This window comes from Porphyrobacter sp. SLTP, assembly GCF_009905735.1.
Taxonomy (GTDB): domain Bacteria; phylum Pseudomonadota; class Alphaproteobacteria; order Sphingomonadales; family Sphingomonadaceae; genus Erythrobacter.
The window spans coordinates 114048-133299 of sequence record NZ_JAAALE010000009.1 but is presented as its reverse complement, the minus strand read 5'-3'; the positions used below and the strand labels follow the sequence as shown (position 1 = coordinate 133299).

The 19252-nt window shown below is 63.7% G+C and carries 16 protein-coding genes; 5 read left to right on the top strand and 11 right to left on the bottom strand.

Annotated elements, in window-relative coordinates; translation table 11 throughout:
* The first annotated feature begins 17 nt into the window (after positions 1–17).
* On the top strand, positions 18–785 hold the full coding sequence (gene mazG, locus GVM20_RS09770) for a nucleoside triphosphate pyrophosphohydrolase (RefSeq protein ID WP_166547006.1): 768 nt from the start codon (positions 18–20) through the stop codon (positions 783–785).
* Positions 786–789: 4 nt separating this feature from the next.
* Here the strand turns inward: mazG and hflX are convergent, their stop codons facing one another.
* The 7 genes from hflX to dusB form a co-directional block, all read right to left on the bottom strand.
* Positions 790–2058 (bottom strand): GTPase HflX, encoded by a 1269-nt coding sequence (gene hflX / locus GVM20_RS09765; protein WP_353653131.1) that lies wholly within the window; start codon positions 2056–2058, stop codon positions 790–792.
* Between the two features lie 50 nt (positions 2059–2108).
* Positions 2109–2693: an RNA chaperone Hfq gene (hfq, locus tag GVM20_RS09760; protein ID WP_166547005.1), complete on the bottom strand. Its 585-nt coding sequence runs from the start codon at positions 2691–2693 to the stop codon at positions 2109–2111.
* A 159-nt stretch (positions 2694–2852) separates the two neighbouring features.
* A complete protein-coding gene (gene ntrX / locus GVM20_RS09755) occupies positions 2853–4235 on the bottom strand; it encodes a nitrogen assimilation response regulator NtrX (RefSeq protein WP_166547004.1) in 1383 nt (460 codons plus the stop codon).
* Between the two features lie 46 nt (positions 4236–4281).
* Positions 4282–6450 carry a sensor histidine kinase gene (locus tag GVM20_RS09750; RefSeq protein WP_234031944.1) on the bottom strand — a complete coding sequence of 723 codons (2169 nt, stop codon included), beginning with the start codon at positions 6448–6450 and terminating at the stop codon, positions 4282–4284.
* Between the two features lie 141 nt (positions 6451–6591).
* On the bottom strand, positions 6592–8037 hold the full coding sequence (locus tag GVM20_RS09745; protein WP_166547002.1) for a sigma 54-interacting transcriptional regulator: 1446 nt from the start codon (positions 8035–8037) through the stop codon (positions 6592–6594).
* 14 nt (positions 8038–8051) lie between these two features.
* Positions 8052–9146 (bottom strand): two-component system sensor histidine kinase NtrB, encoded by a 1095-nt coding sequence (locus tag GVM20_RS09740; protein WP_166547001.1) that lies wholly within the window; start codon positions 9144–9146, stop codon positions 8052–8054.
* A 2-nt stretch (positions 9147–9148) separates the two neighbouring features.
* A complete protein-coding gene (gene dusB, locus GVM20_RS09735; protein ID WP_166547000.1) occupies positions 9149–10165 on the bottom strand; it encodes a tRNA dihydrouridine synthase DusB in 1017 nt (338 codons plus the stop codon).
* 80 nt (positions 10166–10245) lie between these two features.
* On the opposite strand from dusB, the gene GVM20_RS09730 reads away from it, so the two are divergent.
* Genes GVM20_RS09730 through GVM20_RS09720 form a run of 3 tightly spaced genes read left to right on the top strand, consistent with a single transcriptional unit; the run spans position 10246 to position 12516 of the window.
* Positions 10246–11418 carry a bifunctional 2-C-methyl-D-erythritol 4-phosphate cytidylyltransferase/2-C-methyl-D-erythritol 2,4-cyclodiphosphate synthase gene (locus GVM20_RS09730; protein ID WP_166546999.1) on the top strand — a complete coding sequence of 391 codons (1173 nt, stop codon included), beginning with the start codon at positions 10246–10248 and terminating at the stop codon, positions 11416–11418.
* On the top strand, positions 11415–11996 hold the full coding sequence (locus tag GVM20_RS09725; RefSeq protein WP_166546998.1) for a hypothetical protein: 582 nt from the start codon (positions 11415–11417) through the stop codon (positions 11994–11996). Before GVM20_RS09730 ends, GVM20_RS09725 begins: the two co-directional genes overlap by 4 nt.
* A 7-nt stretch (positions 11997–12003) precedes the next feature.
* Positions 12004–12516, top strand: coding sequence for a CinA family protein (locus tag GVM20_RS09720; RefSeq protein WP_166546997.1), 513 nt, complete (start codon positions 12004–12006; stop codon positions 12514–12516).
* Here GVM20_RS09720 and GVM20_RS09715 read toward each other — a convergent pair.
* The 3 genes from GVM20_RS09715 to GVM20_RS09705 all read right to left on the bottom strand — a co-directional run bounded on the left by GVM20_RS09715 (position 12477) and on the right by GVM20_RS09705 (position 15393).
* Positions 12477–12938 (bottom strand): type II toxin-antitoxin system RatA family toxin, encoded by a 462-nt coding sequence (locus GVM20_RS09715; protein WP_166546996.1) that lies wholly within the window; start codon positions 12936–12938, stop codon positions 12477–12479. The genes GVM20_RS09720 and GVM20_RS09715 overlap by 40 nt on opposite strands.
* A complete protein-coding gene (gene lipA, locus GVM20_RS09710; RefSeq protein ID WP_160761000.1) occupies positions 12938–13897 on the bottom strand; it encodes a lipoyl synthase in 960 nt (319 codons plus the stop codon). Before lipA ends, GVM20_RS09715 begins: the two co-directional genes overlap by 1 nt.
* A gap of 140 nt (positions 13898–14037) precedes the next feature.
* The gene (locus GVM20_RS09705) at positions 14038–15393 is read right to left on the bottom strand and encodes a tetratricopeptide repeat protein (protein WP_166546995.1); all 1356 of its coding nucleotides are present in this window, start codon (positions 15391–15393) and stop codon (positions 14038–14040) included.
* A 320-nt stretch (positions 15394–15713) separates the two neighbouring features.
* Here GVM20_RS09705 and gyrA point away from each other — a divergent pair, with 320 nt between their 5' ends.
* Complete coding sequence (gene gyrA / locus GVM20_RS09700; protein WP_166546994.1) at positions 15714–18524, top strand: DNA gyrase subunit A; 2811 nt, start codon at positions 15714–15716, stop codon at positions 18522–18524.
* Here the strand turns inward: gyrA and GVM20_RS09695 are convergent.
* Positions 18517–19182, bottom strand: a complete 666-nt coding sequence (locus GVM20_RS09695) for a lysoplasmalogenase family protein (protein WP_166546993.1) — start codon at positions 19180–19182, stop codon at positions 18517–18519. The two genes, gyrA and GVM20_RS09695, sit on opposite strands and share 8 nt — an antisense overlap.
* Positions 19183–19252: the final 70 nt, after the last annotated feature.

Here is a 19252-nt window from a genome sequence, read left to right as displayed (position 1 = left end):
CAAACTTGAGGACCGGCATGACCGAGACCCCGAACCAGTCCCCTATCGAACGCCTCCTCGCCATCATGGCCCGGTTGCGCGATCCGGTGCGCGGCTGCGAATGGGACCTCACGCAGGACTTCGCCAGCATCGCGCCTTATACAATCGAGGAAGCCTATGAGGTCGCTGACGCTATCGCCCGCAATGACATGGCAGACCTGCGCGACGAACTCGGCGACCTGCTGCTTCAGGTCGTGTTCCACGCCCGCATGGCCGAAGAAGCTGGTCACTTTGATTTCACCGATGTCGCGAACGCCATCAGCACCAAGATGGAAGCACGCCACCCGCACATCTTCGCCAGCGCCGGCGGCACAATGGACGAAGCCCGCTGGGAAGACCTCAAGGCCAAGGAACGCGAAGCCAAGGGCGTTGCGAGCGCTCTGGACGGCGTAGCGCTGGCGCTCCCTGCCTTGATGCGCGCCGAGAAGCTTCAGAAACGCGCCGCTCGCACCGGGTTTGACTGGCCCGATCCATCAGGTTCCGAAGGCAAGATTGCCGAGGAAATCGAGGAGCTCAAGACCGCTTCCTCAGACGAACAGAAGGTCGAGGAAGCCGGCGATCTGCTGTTTGCAGCAGTCAATTTCGTCCGCGCTCACGGCATCAGCGCCGAAGACGCCCTGCGCGCAGCCAACGCCAAGTTCGAACGTCGCTTCAGAGGTATGGAAGCACTGGCCGGTTCGGACTTCCCGTCGCTGTCACTCGAAGCCCAAGAGGAGCTGTGGCAGCGGGTCAAGCAGGGCGAATAAGCGCTTAGGAAAGCGCGGCAAACTGTCCCAGTTCCTTGGGATTGAGCCGCACGGTCAGTCTGCGCATGGGCCCCTCATCGCTGTCTTCGACCTCATCTTCGGTCAACACGTCGCCATGAGCGTGCAGCCAGGCAATTCGCCGCCCATCGGTGGCCGGAAGGATGAAGCTGACCTCACGCGCGGTGCCGGTCAGCATCCGGGTCAATTCAGCCTCGAGCAGATCGACCCCCTGCCCCGTCACTGCGGAAAGGATCACGGCCCCCTGCCCTTCGGCCGCCTCCCGCAATTCTGCAAGGCTTTCAGCGTCCAGCAGGTCAGCCTTGTTCCAGACTTCAAGGATCGGAATGGTGCTGGTGCCCGTCTCGGCATCGACGACATCGAGGTCGGCCAGCACATCCAGCACCTGCTTTTTCTGCGCCGCGTGGCTGGGATTCGCCATGTCGCGCACGTGGCAGATGACATCGGCGGCGGTGACCTCTTCCAAAGTAGCGCGAAAGGCGGCGACGAGCTGGGTCGGAAGGTCAGAGATGAAGCCCACCGTGTCCGACAGGATCGCCTTTTCGACACCCGGCAAGCTGATCGCCCGCATCGTCGGATCGAGCGTCGCGAACAGCAAATCCTCGGCCATCACCTCGGCGCCGGTCAAGCGGTTGAATAAGGTCGATTTCCCGGCATTGGTATAGCCCACCAGCGCCACCACCGGCCAAGGCGCCCTGCCCCGGCGGTCACGGTGGAGCGTGCGGGTCTTTCTCACCTGATCAAGCTCGCGCCGAAGCCGCGCCATCCGCGCGCGGATCATCCGGCGGTCCGCCTCGATCTGGGTTTCGCCGGGTCCGCCGAGGAAGCCGAAGCCGCCGCGCTGGCGCTCAAGGTGGGTCCAGCTGCGCACAAGTCGGCTCTGCTGGTAATCGAGATGCGCCAGCTCGACCTGCAAGCGCCCTTCGGCAGTCGCCGCGCGCTCGCCGAAGATTTCGAGGATCAAGCCGGTGCGGTCGATCACCTTGCGCTTCAGCTTGTCTTCCAGATTGCGCTGCTGGATCGGAGTCAGCGCGCCATCGACGATCACCAGCTCGGCCTCGTGTTGCTCGCACCAGATGCCAATATTCTCGACCTGACCCGATCCGAACAGCGTGTTGGGCTGCATCTGCCGCACGGGCAGGATCGCCGAATGCGCGATCACCACCCCGATCGCCAGCGCCAGGCCCTCGGCTTCGGCCAAGCGCTCGGCAGAATCAAGGTCGTAGCGCAGCGCCCGGATATCCGGGCACAGCACCAGAGCCCGCGCACCGCGGGTTACTTCGTCTTGGAGATCGCTATCGAAGCTCAGTCGTCTGCCCCGAAATCGTCGCCATCCTCGTCATCGACACTCAAGTCGACAGGGCTGGCGGGCTGGATGGTCGAAACCGCGTGCTTGTATGCCAGCTGCACCGCGCCGTCGCGTTCCAGCAGCATGCAGAACAGGTCATAGGCCGCGATCCGCCCTTGCAGCATCACACCATTGACCAGGAACATGGTGACCTGAACGTTCGCGTCGGCAACGCGGCTCAGGAACACGTCCTGAAGTAGCTTCTGCTTGCGGCTGCCCGATTGGCTACCGAATTGCGCCGGATCAAGCGACTGGCCAGGCATGATCGTGCTGATCGCGTGCTTATAGACCAGCTGCGACTGGCCATCGCGGCGCAGCAGGATCGAGAAATTGTCAAACCACGTGACGATCCCTTGCAGCTTGACGCCCTTCACCAGAAACATGGTGACGGGAATCTTGTTCTTGCGCAGGAGGTTGAGGAAAGCGTCCTGGAGGTTGCCACTCTGACGTTGAGGGGGGCTGCCGGCGTCGCTGTTACGCGGTTCACTGGATGCGGCAGCACGTGCAACCGGACGGGGGGAGAGCGTTCGCCCGTTGGGCATTGTCGTGGCTCCTTTGTTCTTGGCGGCCGATTTTCGGTCCGCAGGTAGCAGGTCACCGCAAAAAACGAGGCGCGGCACCTTACGCAATCCATAATGGCGATTGGACCGCCGCGGGACAAGGACTGATTTTCGTCAAAATTATGACGGGATCATCTGACCCTAATCGTCGTCATCGCGCCGGTCGGCCATGCCAAGTAGCTTCAGCTTGCGGTGCAAGGCCGAGCGTTCCATGCCGATGAAGCTCGCGGTCTTGGAAATGTTGCCGGAGAATCGCCGGATCTGGATCGCGAGGTATTCCCGCTCGAAACTGACCCGCGCCTCGCGCAGCGGCACACCCATGATCGCCGACAAGCTATCGCTCGCAAGCCCGATCTGTCCGCCGATAATTTCCGGGGGCAGCATGTCGGGCTCCACCGTGCCGAGCTTCTCGCGGGGGGTCATGATGATCGTGCGTTCGACCACATTGCGCAGCTGGCGCACATTTCCCGGCCAGTCATAGGCCTGGAGCGCCGCCATCGCCTCGGAAGAAATCTCCGGCGGAACGAGGCCCTGATCGTTGGAATAGCGGGTGAAGAAATGTTCGGCGAGCGCCGGAATATCCTCGCGCCGCTGGGACAGAGCCGGCAGCACCACCGGGACCACATTAAGCCGGTAGAACAGGTCCTCGCGGAAGCGCTTTTCCGCCATTTCGACGGTCAGGTCACGCGTGGTGGACGAGACCACGCGGACATCCACCCCGATCTGGCGCGTACCACCGACGCGCACGAAGCTCTGGTCCGTCAGCACACGCAGGATCCGCGCCTGGGTGGACAGGGGCATATCAGCGATCTCATCGAGATACAGCGTGCCGCCATCAGCCAGTTCGAGCAGCCCGGGACGGACTTGCTTGCCATTGGCTTCTTCGCCGAACAGCTCCTGTTCGAAGCGTTCGGGTGTGATGCGAGCCGAATTTACCAGCACGAAAGCGCCGTTCGCCCGCGCGCTCCACGCATGCAGCAGGCGTGCGGCGACCTCCTTGCCCGCGCCCGCAGGGCCCGAGATCAACACCCGACTGCCCGTGCTCGCCACGCGCTTGAGCGTTGCGCGTACGGCATTGATCGAGGGCGAATTTCCGGTGAATTCGGCGCTGCCCCAGCTGCCTTCGCGCAGGCGCGAGTTTTCGCGCCGCAACCGCTCGGTCTCAGTCGCGCGTTCGACCAGCAGGAGGAGGCGCTCGGCCTCGAACGGCTTTTCGATGAAATCCATCGCCCCGCGCCCGACCGCGGCGACGGCCGTGTCGATATTGCCGTGGCCCGAGAAGATGATCACTGGCAGATTGGGCTCGCGCGCCTTGATCGCATCAAGCAGTTCGAGCCCGTCCATCTGACTGCCGTGGAGCCACACGTCGAGCAGCACCAGGGACGGCCGACGCTCGTCTATCGCGGCGAGCGCTTCGGTGCTGTCAGCTGCGGTGCGGCAGGCATAGCCTTCGTCGCCGAGCACGCCAGCCACCAGCTCGCGGATGTCTCGTTCATCGTCGACGATCAGGATTTCTAGCGCCATGGGAAGGGTCCTTTGGCTGTGAGGTCATGGTGAAGCGAAGGCAGGATCACAGGGGGCCGCCTTCAATTGGGTTGGGATTGCGCGCAAAGCGCAAGGAAACACGGGTGCCGCCGCTTGGCGCGCTGGCAAAGCTCATATCCCCGCCATGCTCGTCCACGATCTTGTTGACGATGGCGAGCCCGAGGCCGGTGCCCTTCTCGCGCGTGGTCACGTAGGGTTCGGTGATACGCTCGCGGTCCGCCGGAAGGCCGATGCCGTTGTCCTCAATCGTGACGACAATTGCCTCGCCTGCGTCACGCATCGTGACGGCAATTTCGCCAGCAAAAGCACCCTTGGCTTCGATTGCGCGCGCCTCGACCGCTTCGACCGCGTTCTTGAGCACGTTGGTCATGGCCTGGCCAAACTGGTGCCGGTCGCAGCGCACTTCGCGGTTAATGAGCTCCGATGATGCGACGCTGAAGGCGATGCCGGAATGGGCGACTTCGTGCAGGAAAACTGCCTGCCGGACCAGATCGAGCGCATCCTCATCGCGGAACACCGGCTTGGGCAGGCGCGCGAAGGAAGAGAATTCATCGACCATCTTTCTGAGGCCTCCCACCTGCCGAACGATCGTGCTGGTCAGCTCGTCAAACAGATCGCGATCCTCGTCACTCACCTGCGTGCGGTAGCGGCGCTTCAACCGCTCGGTCGCCAGTTGGATCGGGGTCAGGGGGTTCTTGATCTCATGCGCGATCCGGCGCGCGACATCCGACCACGCCGCCTGCCGCTGGTCGAGTAGTTGGCGCGTGATATCCTCAAAGGTGATCACATGGCCGCTGGTTCCCGGCGCGACCTTTACCGCAAGGGTCAGCAACTCGGTTCCCTTGGCGTGGGTGATGATCGCACGCTCCTTGCCATCGGCGATCACGCGGCAAAGCTCTGGCGAGAGCACTTCGAGCGACTGGCCGATCATGCTGACGCCGCCATTGCCGTCACCCTGAGGCGCCAGCAGGTTCTGCGCGGATGAATTCATCAGCGTTACCCGCGATTCCGCGTCGACTGAGACCACGCCGGCAGTCACGGATTCGAGCACAGCTTCGGTAAAGGCACGCCGGTCATCAATTTGGCGGTTGGCGCTAACCAGCGCCTGCGTCTGCTTTTCCAGCTGCCCTGTCATCCGGTTGAAGGCGCGGTTTAGCAGCCCGATCTCGTCCGGCCCGGTGCGCCCGTCGAGCCGGAGCGCAAAATTGCCTTGCCCCACTTTACGCGCCGCACCCACCAGTGCGGTCAGCGGCTCGACCTGCCGGTCGGCGAACCGCAGCGCAAACCAGATGGCAAGCCCCACCAACAGCAGGCTGACCGCCACCAGCGCGACATTGAATTGCAGCTGGAGCATCCGCGCGCTGCCGGTCAGGCGGTCATAGGCGGTGACGATCGACTGCGCCTTGGACCACGAGTTGAACATCGTCTCCTCGGTGGTGCGGGCGTTGTAGAGATAGACGCCGGACTGTGCATCGATGGGAGCCAGTGCCTCGATCCGGTTAGGGCTGCCGATCACCACCGCGATGTCGCCGCTATCCAGCTGCGGCAGGGCATTGCGGCTGAATTTCAGGTGGTCGGTGTCCTGCGACAGATTGAACGCGAAGGCGGTGCGAAACGAGTTATCAGGCATCCGCTGCAAAATCGCGCTTTCGGAGATTTCGCGCCCCTGCGCCTGATAGAGGTAAAAGTCCGGAAAGTCCGGGTCGGTGATCGGCACCCGCGCCAGCGTATCGCGCATGTCGGAGGCCATGATGACGGTGTTCTGTTCAACGTCGCGCTGGTTCGCGTCGTAGTAGTTCTGCGCCAGCGCATTGGCGTTCTCCATAAGCCCGCGCGATTCGTCGGAGAACCAGAAGTCGACACCGGTCTGGAACAGGAATGCCGCGAAGCCAGCGACGAGCAACGTCGGCAAGGCGGCGACCATCGAGAAGAAGAACACGAGCCGCACATGCAACCGTGCCGTGCTTCCCGCAGCGCGGCGAAGCGCCACGCGGCGACCAATCAGCACCAGCAGCGCCATCGCAGGCACCAGCGTCGCCATGAGCAGCAGCGAGACCTTCATCGTCGGCAGCAGATCATCACCTGCGCCCGAACGACTATAGGCCGACCACGTGGCCACGACCGCCGCCAGAAACGCGGCTACCGCGATGCCTTCGAGCCACAGAAAGATGTTCGCCCGCCGCGCGGCAATCATAAATCGCCGCCACCACCGCGGCGGTTGCCGGGGGATGATATTCAGTGCGCGGGTTTGGGAAGGCTCCATCGTTGCCGCTTTACAACAATGGTGTGGCAGAAATGCAAGGGCAATCCGACAATCCGCCCTGCGGCAGCGGCGTTATGATGTGGTGAAGCGCTCTGGCTCCAGCCCAAGCTCACCAATCCGCTTGCGCAGCGTGTTGCGATTGATGCCGAGCAACTGCGCCGCACGCAATTGATTTCCGCCGGTCCGCCCGAGCGCATATTCGATCAAAGGTTTTTCAAAGGCCGCCAGAGCGCGGTGATACAGGGCGCCAGGCGGAGGGTTTTCCGCCGTAAGCCATCCGGCGAGTGCCGCGCCGAAGCCGCCCTGCCCGTCTGCCTGCGGCAGGATCGCGGGCGTGTTCTCGGGCCCGATAATGTCATTCACGCTGTCAGCGTCGATCCGCTCCTCACGCGCCATCAGCGCCAGACGATACACCACATTGCGCAGTTCACGGACATTGCCGCGCCAGGTGCGCTGCTCGAGGCGCTCGATCGCGTCGGGTGTCAGAACGCGGCGCGGCAGGCCGTCTTCGGCAGCCAGCACCAGGAAGTGTTGCACCAAGGCAGCAATATCCTCACGCCGTTCGCGCAAGGGTGGCAGCACAATCGGCACCACATTGAGGCGGTAGAACAGGTCCTCGCGGAAGGTGCCCCCCGCGATCATGGGGGTAAGATCGCGGTTGGTGGCGGCGATGATGCGAACATTGACCGCGATTTCCTGCCGCCCGCCGACGCGCCGGATGCGGCCCGATTGCAGTGCGCGCAGCAGCCGGGTCTGGGCTTCGGCGGGCATGTCGCCGATCTCGTCGAGAAACAGCGTGCCGCCATTGGCCTGTTCGAACTTGCCGATGGCCTGCGCAATCGCGCCGGTGAACGCACCCTTTTCGTGGCCGAAGAGCTCGCTTTCGACGAGGTCGGCGGGAATTGCCGCAGTGTTGACCGCGACGAACGGCCCGGTGCGACGATTGCCGAGTTCGTGGATCGCTTCGGCCACCAGCTCCTTGCCGGTGCCGCTTTCGCCGGTGACCAGCACGGTGAGATCATTGCGCAGCACGCGCGTGATCATCCGGTAGACACCCTGCATCGCGGGACTACGCCCGACCAGCGGCATCTTCTCGCCCTCACCGCCCGCCAGCGCATTGCCGGGTTCATCAGCCGCAGGCGCGCGAGCACCGGCGGCCTGACGCACGGCATGGACCAGTTCGTCGAGATCGAAAGGCTTGGGGAAATACTCGAAGGCGTCGCTCTCACTCGCGCGTACGGCGGTATCGAGCGTGTTCTGCGCCGAGAGGACGATCACCGGCATGTCCGGCGCGCGGTCACGCACAGCCGAAAGGCTCGCCAACCCGTCCCCGTCTTCCAGGATCACATCGGTCAGCATCACCGCGAACCGCCGCCCGGCCAGCTGCTTGTCACGCGCTGCGATGCTGCTGCAATGGGCGATGGCAAAGCCCTCGTCCTCCAGCGCGGCGATGATCACCGTGGCAATCGCGGCATCATCCTCCACGAGCAGGATCGGATCGGATAGAGTTGCAGGCATAAGCCGGGCGTGTCCTAGGCCTGCGGCAGATGCAGGCGGAAATGGGTGAGCCCGGCGCGCGGATCGCGGTCATGGCTGACATTGCCGTTCATATCGCGCACCAGCTTGCGCACCAGCGAGAGGCCGAGGCCCTGTCCGGACGGCTTGGACGAGACAAACGGCTCAAACACATGGCCTTGCAAGGTGGGGTCGATGCCGGGGCCATTGTCGCTGATGGTGATTTCGATCGGCAGGGGCACCGCACGACCGTTACGGATCGCGCTGAAGGCGAGCCCGCTGACGAAGCGCGTCTGCACGATCACCACGCTCTCAGCCCCTGCTCCGCGCGGTCCAAGCGCCGCATCGCGGGCATTGGAGATGAGGTTGATCAGCACCTGCTCGAGCGCATCGCGATTGGCGAGCACCGGGGGGAGCGAAGGGTCAAATTCCTCGCGAATTTCGATCTCGCCCAAGGTCGATCCGGCCGCGCGCATGGTAGCGATGGCGGCGCGGATCGCTTCGTGCGGGTTGCAGGCGTCGACCGGACCCGTGCGCGTACTGCCAAGCTGCTGCATCCGGTCGATCAGCCGCGCGATCCGGTCAACCTCGTCAGTGATCATCCGGGCGAGCTTCTTGTCGGCGTGCGGCAGCTTGCGGGCCGCCAGCTGCGCCGCGCCGCGGATTGCGGCGAGCGGGTTCTTGATCTCGTGTGCCAGAACGGCCGGGGCCCCCAGCAGCGCTTCGCCGCCCACGGTGCCCGCAGCCTCGTCATGGCCGATCTGCGACAGGGTCACGACCCGCCATCCTGCAAAGCCCCCCAGCGGCGAAGCGGTGAGGTTGATGCGGATTTGCACCTCGCCCACCGCAATCGCCAGATCGCGCGCCACCAGCGCTTCGTCACTGGCGATCAGCCGCGCTTCAACCCGAGGATCAAGCGGCCCAATCCGGTCAGTCAGCAGCGTGCCGACCAGACGGCTGGCGCTGGTGCCGAGCAGATCTTCAGCGGCATGATTGACCTCAGCGATACGGCCCTCGCCATCGATCAGGATGACCGCAAAGATCAGACCCGATAGCTGCGCGCGGGCATCGGGACGGCCATCGCCCTGCGGCTCGATCGGGCTGGTCGCCATTATCAGGCGGCCTTCTGCATCAGGAAGGGCGCGTAGAACCGCTCGATCTCGCCGAGCACCTGATCGGCATCGTCGATGAAATTGGCCATGTTGCGGAATTCGGCCGAGCCGTGGAGGCCCTTGGTATACCAGCCCAGATGCTTGCGGGCCATCTTGACCCCGGTGTCGCGGCCATAGTGATCGAGCATCCGATTATAGTGCTCAACGACCAAGGCATATTGTTCGTCAATGCCGGGAGCAGCCAGAGCCTCTCCCGTGCGCCACCAATGCATCACCTGACCCAGCAGCCACGGCTTGCCATAGGCGCCGCGTCCGATCATCAGCCCGTCCGCACCCGATTGTTTGAGCGCTTTGGCAGCGTCTTCGATCGAGCAGATGTCGCCATTCACGATCACGGGGACCTTCACCGCGTCCTTGACCTGACGGATGAACGCCCAGTCGGCGCTCCCCTTGTACATCTGATTGCGGGTGCGGCCGTGGACAGTGATCATCTGCACGCCGATATCCTCGGCCATGCGGGCAAGCTCGGGCGCGTTGAGACTGTTGTGGTCCCAGCCCATCCGCATCTTGACGGTCACGGGCACCTTCACCGCCTTGACCGTGGCCTCCATCAGCCGGACCGCGAGCGGCACTTCGCGCATAAGCGCGGAGCCAGCCAGCTGACCGACAACCTTGCGGACAGGGCAGCCGAAATTGATGTCGATAATCGCCGCGCCATTGCCTTCCTGGATCTTCGCCGCCTCGGCCATGCTGGCGGGATCGCAGCCGACCAATTGCATGGAAACTGGCTCTTCGATCCGGTCCCACGCGGTCTTTTGCGTGCTGACGCGGGTCTCGCGGATTGCGGCCTCGCTCGCCACCATTTCGGTGACGTTGAGGCCTGAGCCGTAGCGCCGGACCAGCGTGCGAAACGGCATGTCGGTGACGCCCGTCATCGGCGCGAGCACGACCGGCTCGGCAACCGTGACCGGGCCGATGGCAATCGGCTTCAGGGCCGGCGGAGGGGGAAGCATGGTCATGTGCGGGAGCGTTGCCTAAATAATGGGCAGGCGCATAGTGGATTGCCGAAAGCGCGTCCAGACCCTAAGCGAACCCCCCGATGGTCAGCGCCGCTCCCCTCCCCCCATTTGCCGCGATTGTCGTGGCTGCTGGCAAGGGTTTGCGCGTGGGCGGCGACACCCCGAAACAGTTCCGCACATGGCGCGGCAAGCCGCTGATCCGCCATTCGGTCGAGGCGCTGAAGGCTGCTGGAGCTGATCCATTAGTGGTGGTGATTGCGGCCGATGCGCAGGATCATGCCGAGGCGGCGCTGGCGGGGATCTCAGAGGTAACCTTCATCACCGGCGGCGCGACGCGGCAGGATTCTGTGCGCTGCGGTTTGGAAGCGCTTGCCGTGGCCGCGCCCCAGAGCGTGCTCATCCACGATGCCGCCCGCCCCGATTTGCCGCGCGCTGTGATCGAGCGGCTGCTGACGGCCTTGGGCGAGCATCCCGGCGCGATCCCGGTGCTACCCGTGGTCGACAGCCTCGCGGTCGACAATGGCGGTGTGATGAGCGGCAAGGCTGAGCGGGAAGCCCTGCGCCGCGTGCAAACCCCGCAGGCGTTCCGCTTCGACGCAATTCTGGCCGCTCACCGCGCGTGGCACGGCGTCACCGATGCAGGCGACGACGCGCAGGTGCTGATGGCCAGCAATGGTTCAGTTGCCCTCGTCCAAGGCGATGAGCGCCTCAAGAAAATCACTTTTGCCGAGGACTTTGCCACCCCCATGACTGCCCCTGCATTCCGTATCGGCCAAGGCTTCGACGTCCACCGTCTAGAGCCGCGCGAGGAATTGTGGCTGGGCGGCGTGCAGATCCCGCATGACAAGGGGCTCGCCGGACACTCCGATGCGGATGTCGCGCTCCATGCGATCACCGACGCGGTGCTTGGCGCGGTGGGCGAAGGCGATATCGGCACGCATTTCCCGCCGAGCGACCCGCAATGGCGCGGCGCGCGATCGGGGCAGTTTCTCCAGCATGCCGTTGGCCTCGCCCGCGCGGCAGGTTATGCCATCGCCAATATCGACCTCACCCTGATCTGCGAAGAGCCGAAGATCGGCCCGCACCGCCCCGCCATGCGCGCCGAAGTCGCGCGCCTGATGGGACTCAGTGAAAACGCGGTCAGCATCAAGGCCACCACCACCGAAAAACTCGGTTTCACCGGCCGCGGCGAAGGGATCGCTGCGCAGGCCATCGTTTGTGTCATGCTAGCATCGGAAGGACTCACGTCATGAAGCACCGCCTGCCCACCCGCTTGATCGCCCCTGCCCTCGCCTTGACCGCGCTTGCCACGTCCCAAGCTGCGCTTGCCCAGCAGCAGGCCTGTGTTGCCCCGGCCGATTTGTCGGACGCGGTGGTCTATGTCATGCCGATCGCCTTTGACGCGGCGCAGACCGCCTGCGCCAACCGCCTCTCACGCGATGGCTTCATGGCGACCGGGGGCGAGACCTATATCAGCCAGTTCCGCAGCGGCCAGGACAAGGCATGGCCCGGTGCCTTCCGCTTCCTCAAGACCTTCATGGACAAGGAGAATGGCGGCGAAGGCGGATCGCAAGACCAGATGGGCGCGATGCTCGGCTCGATGCCCGAAGAAGCCTTGCGTCCCTTCGTCGATGCGTTGGTCGGGCAGATGATCGCGGCAGAAATCAAGGGCGATACCTGCGGCAAGATCGAACGCGGGCTTGAACTCTTCAGCCCGATGCCGGTCGAGAATGTCGGCGGGATCGTCGCGTTCATCGCCGAACTGACCGACCTCAAAAATCCGCCGGTCTGCGGGGCGGCTTCGGCCACCACCGGCACGGCACGCAAGTAAGCCTGCCATGCCCCTCTCCCTGCTACCTGACGATATTGCCGCCCTTGCCGCCCGCGTCGTGAGCGAAAACGCCGCATCCGGGCGCAAGGTTGTCACGGCCGAAAGCTGCACCGGCGGACTGGTGGCCGCGGCGATCACCGAGATTGCCGGGTCTTCGGCAGTGCTCGAACGCGGCTATGTGACCTATTCGAACGAAGCCAAGATGGAGATGCTGGGTGTCGCCCGCGACATCATCGAGACCTTCGGCGCAGTCTCGATTGCCTGCGCTTGGGCGATGGCCAAAGGCGCTCTCGACCGGTCAAACGCCGATGTGGCGGTGGCAATCAGCGGGGTAGCAGGGCCAGGTGGCGGCACGCCGCAAAAGCCGGTCGGCACGGTCGTCTTTGCCCGGCTTGTGCGCAATGCGACCGGAGAGCCCGAAGGTGAGCTCAAGTTCTTCGACGGCGGTGAAGGCCCGGATGGCCGCGCCGAAATCCGCCGTCAGGCGACGCTTTGCGCGCTTGAATTGCTCTTGCCATAGAGCTGCGCCGCACGCGCTTCGAAGGCCTCGACCATCTTGCGGAAGGCTTTGTCGAAATACTGCCCGGCGATCTTTTCAAACAGGCGGTTCTTGAAGGTGAAGTCGACGAGGAAGTCGATCTCACAGCTATGGTCATCCACCGCGCGAAAGGTCCAGACATTGTCGAGATCGCTCAGCGGGCCATCGAGATAATGGACATCGATTTCCAGCGGCCGGACTTTCTTGACGCGTGACGTGAAGCTTTCGCGGATCGCCTTGAAGCCCACCACCATGTCTGCGACCATCTCGGTTTCAGTGTTGGAGCGCACGCGGGTGGCGATCACCCAGGGCAGGAATTCACCATAGCGACCGACATCGGCGACCAGATCAAACATCTGCTCGGCGCTGTAAGGCAGGCGGCGGGTTTCGCGGATGCCGGGCATCAGGCCTTGGCCTTGGCTCCAGCGCGGGCAAGCTTTTCTTCACGCGCCGCCCGCATCTTCGCGAAATCATCCCCGGCGTGATAGCTTGAACGGGTCAGCGGGGTGGCCGCGACCTGCAAGAAGCCCTTGGCCCGCGCAATCGCCCCGTAGGCCGAAAACGCCTTGGGCGTGACGAATTCCTCAACCGCCGCGTGCTTGGGCGTGGGCTGGAGATATTGGCCCATGGTGATGAAATCGACCTCAGCCGAGCGCATATCGTCCATCACCTGATGGACTTCGAGCCGTTGCTCGCCCAGCCCGAGCATGATGCCCGACTTGGTGAAGATCAGCGGATTGTGCGCTTTGACCTCCTCCAGCAGGCGCAGCGAGGCATAGTAGCGTGCGCCGGGACGGATCGTCGGGTAAAGCCGAGGTACGGTTTCGAGGTTGTGGTTGTAAACATCCGGCCCCGCCTCGCAGATCATCTCCACCGCGCGGCGCATCTTGCCGCGGAAGTCGGGTGTGAGAATCTCGATCGTGGTGTTAGGCGTGTTGCGGCGCAGCGCCTCAATCACCTTGACGAATTGCGAGGCTCCGCCATCGGGTAAATCGTCCCGGTCGACGCTAGTGATGACGATGTGTTCGAGGCCCATCTTGGCCGCAGCAATGGCGGTATTTTCGGGCTCGAACGGATCGACCGCCTTGGGCATCCCGGTCTTGACGTTGCAGAAGGCGCAGGCCCGCGTGCAAACATCACCGAGGATCATCACGGTGGCGTGCTTCTTGGTCCAACATTCGCCAATGTTCGGGCAGGCGGCTTCCTCGCAAACGGTGTGAAGGTTCAGCTCGCGCATCAGTTTGCGCGTTTCGTTGTAGCCCTCGCTTACGGGCGCGCGCACGCGGATCCAGTCGGGCTTGCGCTGGCGGGCAGGCCGCTCAGCGGGTGTGGCAGGCTGCGGCGTGCTGGCGAGGTCGTTCATAACTCGCCATTTAGGCGCGGAGGGCCGCTCCCGCAAGCACGGCGCTGGTTGCATTTTGCACCATAGCCCCTGCCAAAAAAGAGCGCCGGACGGTCAGACCGCCCGGCGCTACCTTGAAATAGTGCAATCGCGCGGTGCGATCAGCTCCCAGCGGCGGCCACGGCGGGCGCCGCCGGAGCAGCCGACTGCGAGGCATAGGCGCTCCACAACTTTGCGATCGGCGAGCGCGGACCATCGACCTTCGACAGCGTCTCACGCGCCGCATCGATATTGCCAGCGCCGATCTGGGCAATGCCCAGTCGGGTCAGCGCGAGATTGCGATCAACCTCGGGCATGGTCAGGCTGCGTTCGTAGAAGCTAGCCGCCTTGGCGTACTCCCCGTAGCTGAGGAAGGTGTCACCTGCCGCCAGCACGGTGCGCAGCTTCGCAGCGGGCGCGTTTGCATCACGCTCAAGCGCGGGCAGAGCGGCCCGGTCCTCGGCGATCAGGCTGTTTGCTGTGGCGAGCTGCTCATCCACCCACGGATCGCTCCCCTTGGGGATCGCACCAGTGGCATTGGCTTCATCGATAACCGACTTCACTTCCATCGGCAGGCGGCGCGTATCGGCAGCCTCAATGTAGAAGACGTAGTCGTTCTTTTCCTTGAGCGTCCCCACCCGCTTGCCGAGACGCAGCAGGTCGAGCAGCACCGGGCCGTCATAATCATTGAGATTACGCGTCAGGTTCACCGCATCGCGCCAGTTTTCCTGGGTTGGAACGTCGATCACCCAGCCCTGCACGAAGTCATAGATCTGCGGCACAAGCTCATTGTTGTAGGCGATCTGAACCCCGCGGCGATACCAGTTGGGATTGACCGGCTGGCCTTCGGCCTTGCGGGCAGCGATCAGCTGGCTGATGTAGGCCACGCCTTCGGCAAAACGCTCTTGCGAGAAGTAGAGCTCCGCCATGTTCATCCGCACATCATAAGTGCTGAGGTTCGGCCCGCTGTAGTTGAGGTCGATCGCCTGCTGAAGATAGGTTTCGGCCTTAGCGAACTGGTTTTGCGCCGTGGCAAGCTGCGACGCGACGAAGGCGAAGCGGCCGGTATCTTCGGGTTTGACCTTACCGCTTCCGAGCATCAGCTCGGCACCGCGCAGCTGGAGCGTCATGTCCTTGCCGGTGATCCCGGCGTTGAACAGCATACCACCCGCCGCAAGCTTCTCGTCCGGCGACGCCGCCATATTCGCGATGGCCTCGATCTGCGGCTTCAGAGCAGCCACATTGGCGGCCGGGTCCTTCAACGCAGTTTCAACCGGGGTATAAGCGGCCACGAATTCCTTGGCATAAACCGGCGCGGCTGCCTGGGCCTGCTCGTCCTTCTTTTTCTTCTTCTGGGCGTGCGCTGCGTCGGTGAAACCCGGAACGGCGAGCACAGCGGTGCCGCTGGCGAGCGCCACGGCCAGAGCAAGCTGGCGCGCCAAGCTGGCGGGGCGACGGGGCGAAGACAAATTGGTCACTGCATCCTCCACAAGTAGTGCAGCGGCGTGCCAGACGTGGCCCGTACGCTGCCCGAATTCCGGGTGAGCCTTTGGACGGCTCGCACGGGATTTGCAATTCCTGCTAGGCATGCCGTGCTGAACGAGCTTTGAATGCCCTAGAAGCGCACGCTTGGGTGATCAGCCCCGCAAATGTGGAAAAATGCGTCACGTTCTTGGTGTGTTCCGGGCCTAAGGTGGCGAAAGCCCCGGCACATGCCTAGATAGAGAGTGACCCTCGGCCCTATTAAGGCCCGAACTGCCGCAGCGGCACCAGAACACAATTAGAAACGGCCCAGACCTTGAGCGACGACAGCGACATTATCGATTCCCCCGCACCTGCACCGATGGGCGGCTTTGAACGCATCGACATCGTCGATGAGATGAAGTCGAGCTATCTCGATTACGCGATGAGCGTGATCGTTGCCCGCGCACTGCCCGATGTGCGGGACGGGTTGAAGCCGGTGCACCGCCGTATTCTGTTCGCCAGCCAGGAAGGCGGCTTTGTCGCGGGCAAGCCCTACCGCAAGAGCGCCAAGATCGTCGGCGACGTGATGGGTAACTATCACCCGCATGGCGACAGCGCGATTTACGACGCCCTCGCCCGCATGACGCAACCGTGGTCGATGCGCGTGCCGCTCATCGATGGTCAGGGCAACTTCGGCTCGATGGACCCCGATCCGCCAGCGTCGATGCGTTACACCGAGGCGCGCTTGGCGCGGGTGGCGAACTCGCTTCTCGACGATCTCGACAAGGATACGGTCGACTTCACCGACAACTACGACGGCAGCCGCAAGGAGCCGACAGTGCTGCCGGCACGCTTCCCCAACCTGCTGGTGAACGGCGCGGGCGGGATCGCGGTCGGCATGGCGACCAACGTGCCGCCGCATAACCTGGGTGAAGTGATCGACGCCTGTTTTGCCTATATGGACAATCCGGCGATCACATCGGAAGAGCTGATCGAATACATCCCGGGACCCGACTTCCCGACTGCACCGCTGATCCTCGGCACCCACGGCGCGCGGCAGGCTTACACCACCGGGCGCGGTTCGATCCTGATGCGCTGCCGACACGAGATCGAAAGCACGCGCGGTGCCAAGAGCGAAGGCCGCGAAAGCATCGTCTTCACCTCGATCCCCTATCAGGTCGGCAAGAACGCGCTGGTCGAGAAGATCGCCGATGCCGCCAAGGAAAAGCGGATCGAAGGCATTTCCGACATCCGCGACGAAAGCTCGCGCGAAGGCGTGCGCGTGGTGATCGACCTTAAGCGCGATGCCACCCCCGATGTGGTGCTCAATCAAATTTGGCGGCACACCCCGGCGCAGTCCTCGTTCCCGGCAAATATGCTGGCGATCCGCGGCGGACGCCCGGAAACGCTGCGCCTGCGCGATTTCATTGCCGCTTTCATCACCTTCCGTGAGGAAGTGATCACCCGGCGCACCAAGTTCGAACTCGCCAAGGCGCGGGAGCGGGCGCATATCTTGCTCGGCCTGGTGGTGGCGGTCTCCAACCTCGACGAGGTGGTGGCGATGATCCGCAGCGCCCCTAACCCAGCCGAAGCACGGCGGCGGCTGCTCGCCAAGGAATGGCCGATCGGCGATATTGCGCAGTATATCCAGCTGGTCGAAGCCATCGAGCCTTCCGCGGATCAGGAAGGCGGAACCTATCGCCTGTCCGAGCGGCAGGTGAAGGCGATCCTCGAACTGCGCCTCCACCGCTTGACCGCGCTCGGCCGCGACGAAATCGGCGGCGAGTTGCAGGGGCTATCGGTCGCGATCGAGGAATATCTCTCGATCCTCGCTGACCGGGTGAAGCTCTACGCCCTGATGCGTGAGGAACTGGTTGAGATCCGAGCGACCTACGCCACCCCGCGCCTGTCCGAAATCGCCCCCGCCTGGGATGGCCTCGAAGACGAGGACCTGATCGAGCGCGAGGAGATGGTCGTCACTGTCACCCACGGCGGGTACATCAAGCGCACACCGCTCGACACCTTCCGGGCGCAAGCGCGCGGCGGCAAAGGCCGTTCGGGCATGGCGACCAAGGACGAGGACGCGGTGGTCGAGCTCTTCGTCACCTCGACCCACAACCCCGTGCTGTTCTTCACCAACACCGGCCGGGTGTATCGGATGAAGGTGTGGAAGCTGCCCGAAGGCGGACCGCAGACCAAGGGCCGCCCGATGGTCAACCTGCTTCCCCTGGGTGACGATGAGCGCGTCACCAACGTGCTCCCGCTGCCAGAAGATGAGGCTTCGTGGGATAACCTCAACATCGTCTTCGCGACCGAGCAGGGCATGGTCCGCCGCAACTCGATGGACGCCTTCGCCAATATCCCCACCGCGGGCAAATATGCGATGGGCTTTGTCGAAGGCTCCGGCGACCGGCTGATCGGCGTGCAATTGCTGACGGAAGACCAGCAGATCTTCCTTGCCAGCGATACCGGCAAGGCGATCCGCTTCTCGGCCACCGATGCGCGCGAAACCAAGAGCCGCACCGGCATCGGTGTGCGTGGGATGAGCCTCAAGAAGGGCGGCAAGGTCGTCAGCATGGCGGTGCTCGATCCGCTCACTGCCGACATGGAAACGCGCGAGGCCTATCTGCGCGCCGCCGCGTGGAAGAACAACGACGCTGTCCCTACCCTCCCCGCCGCCCAGGTCGCCGCGATGGCCGAGGCGGAGGAGTTCATTCTCACCATCACCGCCAATGGCTATGGCAAGATCTCCTCTGCTTACGAATACCGCACCACCTCGCGTGGGGGTCAGGGCATTACCAACATTGGCACGCCTGAAAGCAACCCGGACCGCAACGGCCCAGTCGTTGCCAGCTTCCCGGTCAAGCACGGATCACAGCTGATGCTGGTGACCGATCAGGCCAAGCTCATCCGCCTCGGTATCGATCTTCGGCACATGATCGAAGGCGGGTTCGAGAGCCTCAAGGGCTTCTCGATTTCCGGGCGCGGGTCTTCGGGCATTCGCATCTTCGACGTGGCCAAGGGCGAACACATCGTCGGGGCGGCGCTGATCGACGAAACGACCGACCCGGAAAACCCGGCCGAGGAAGCCATTGCCGCCGAAATGAATGCCGCGCCTGATGCGGGCGAGCCGCCCGTCACCTGACGGGTTGTTCGCCCCGCAAGCACTGCACGATGCCGGTCGCGATCATGACCTGCCCGGCGTAGTACAGCGGCCAAATTAGCAGATCGGGCAGCGGTGTCAGATCGAACGTGCCCATGCTCGAAAAGATCAGCCAGTCGCTCAGCACGAACAGCACCGCCCCGGTTCCGACGCGGTAACGCGGATAGTGGCTCATCCACGCCGCCGAAGCCATCGCGCCGAGGAAGCTCGCGTAAAGCGCAATCTGGCCTTGCCCGCTCAGCAGATAGCTGATGAGCGGGGTACCGATCAGCAGGGCAGCGCCCGTCATTTTCTGGGTTGGCGAAGGACGCTTGTGCAAGTTGCGCAGATAAAGCGCTACCGAGAAACAATGCGCGGCTGCAAAGAACGCGCCGCCGATCAAGAAATCCAGCTCGATCGCGACATCGCCCGCCGCCCCCAGCATCAGCATTGCGACGACCAGCGCGCCATCCAGCCCTCGGCGGCCATGCGGCAGGCGCAACAGCACATAGAGCGCCAATAGCCCGACCGAAGCCCCCTTGGCGAGCAAGCCCCAGGTGCCCTCGAACACCGGATTGTCGCTCAGAAAATAGTACGCGGTCGCGGCTGTGATGCTTGCCAGCAGCCACGGCCTTTGTTCGATCAGCGCCTGCTTTGCCATGTCCGCCCTTCCCTTGCCGGATGTGCCGCACCCCCTTGGGGCTTGCCGCGGAGCTATCACGCAATTACCT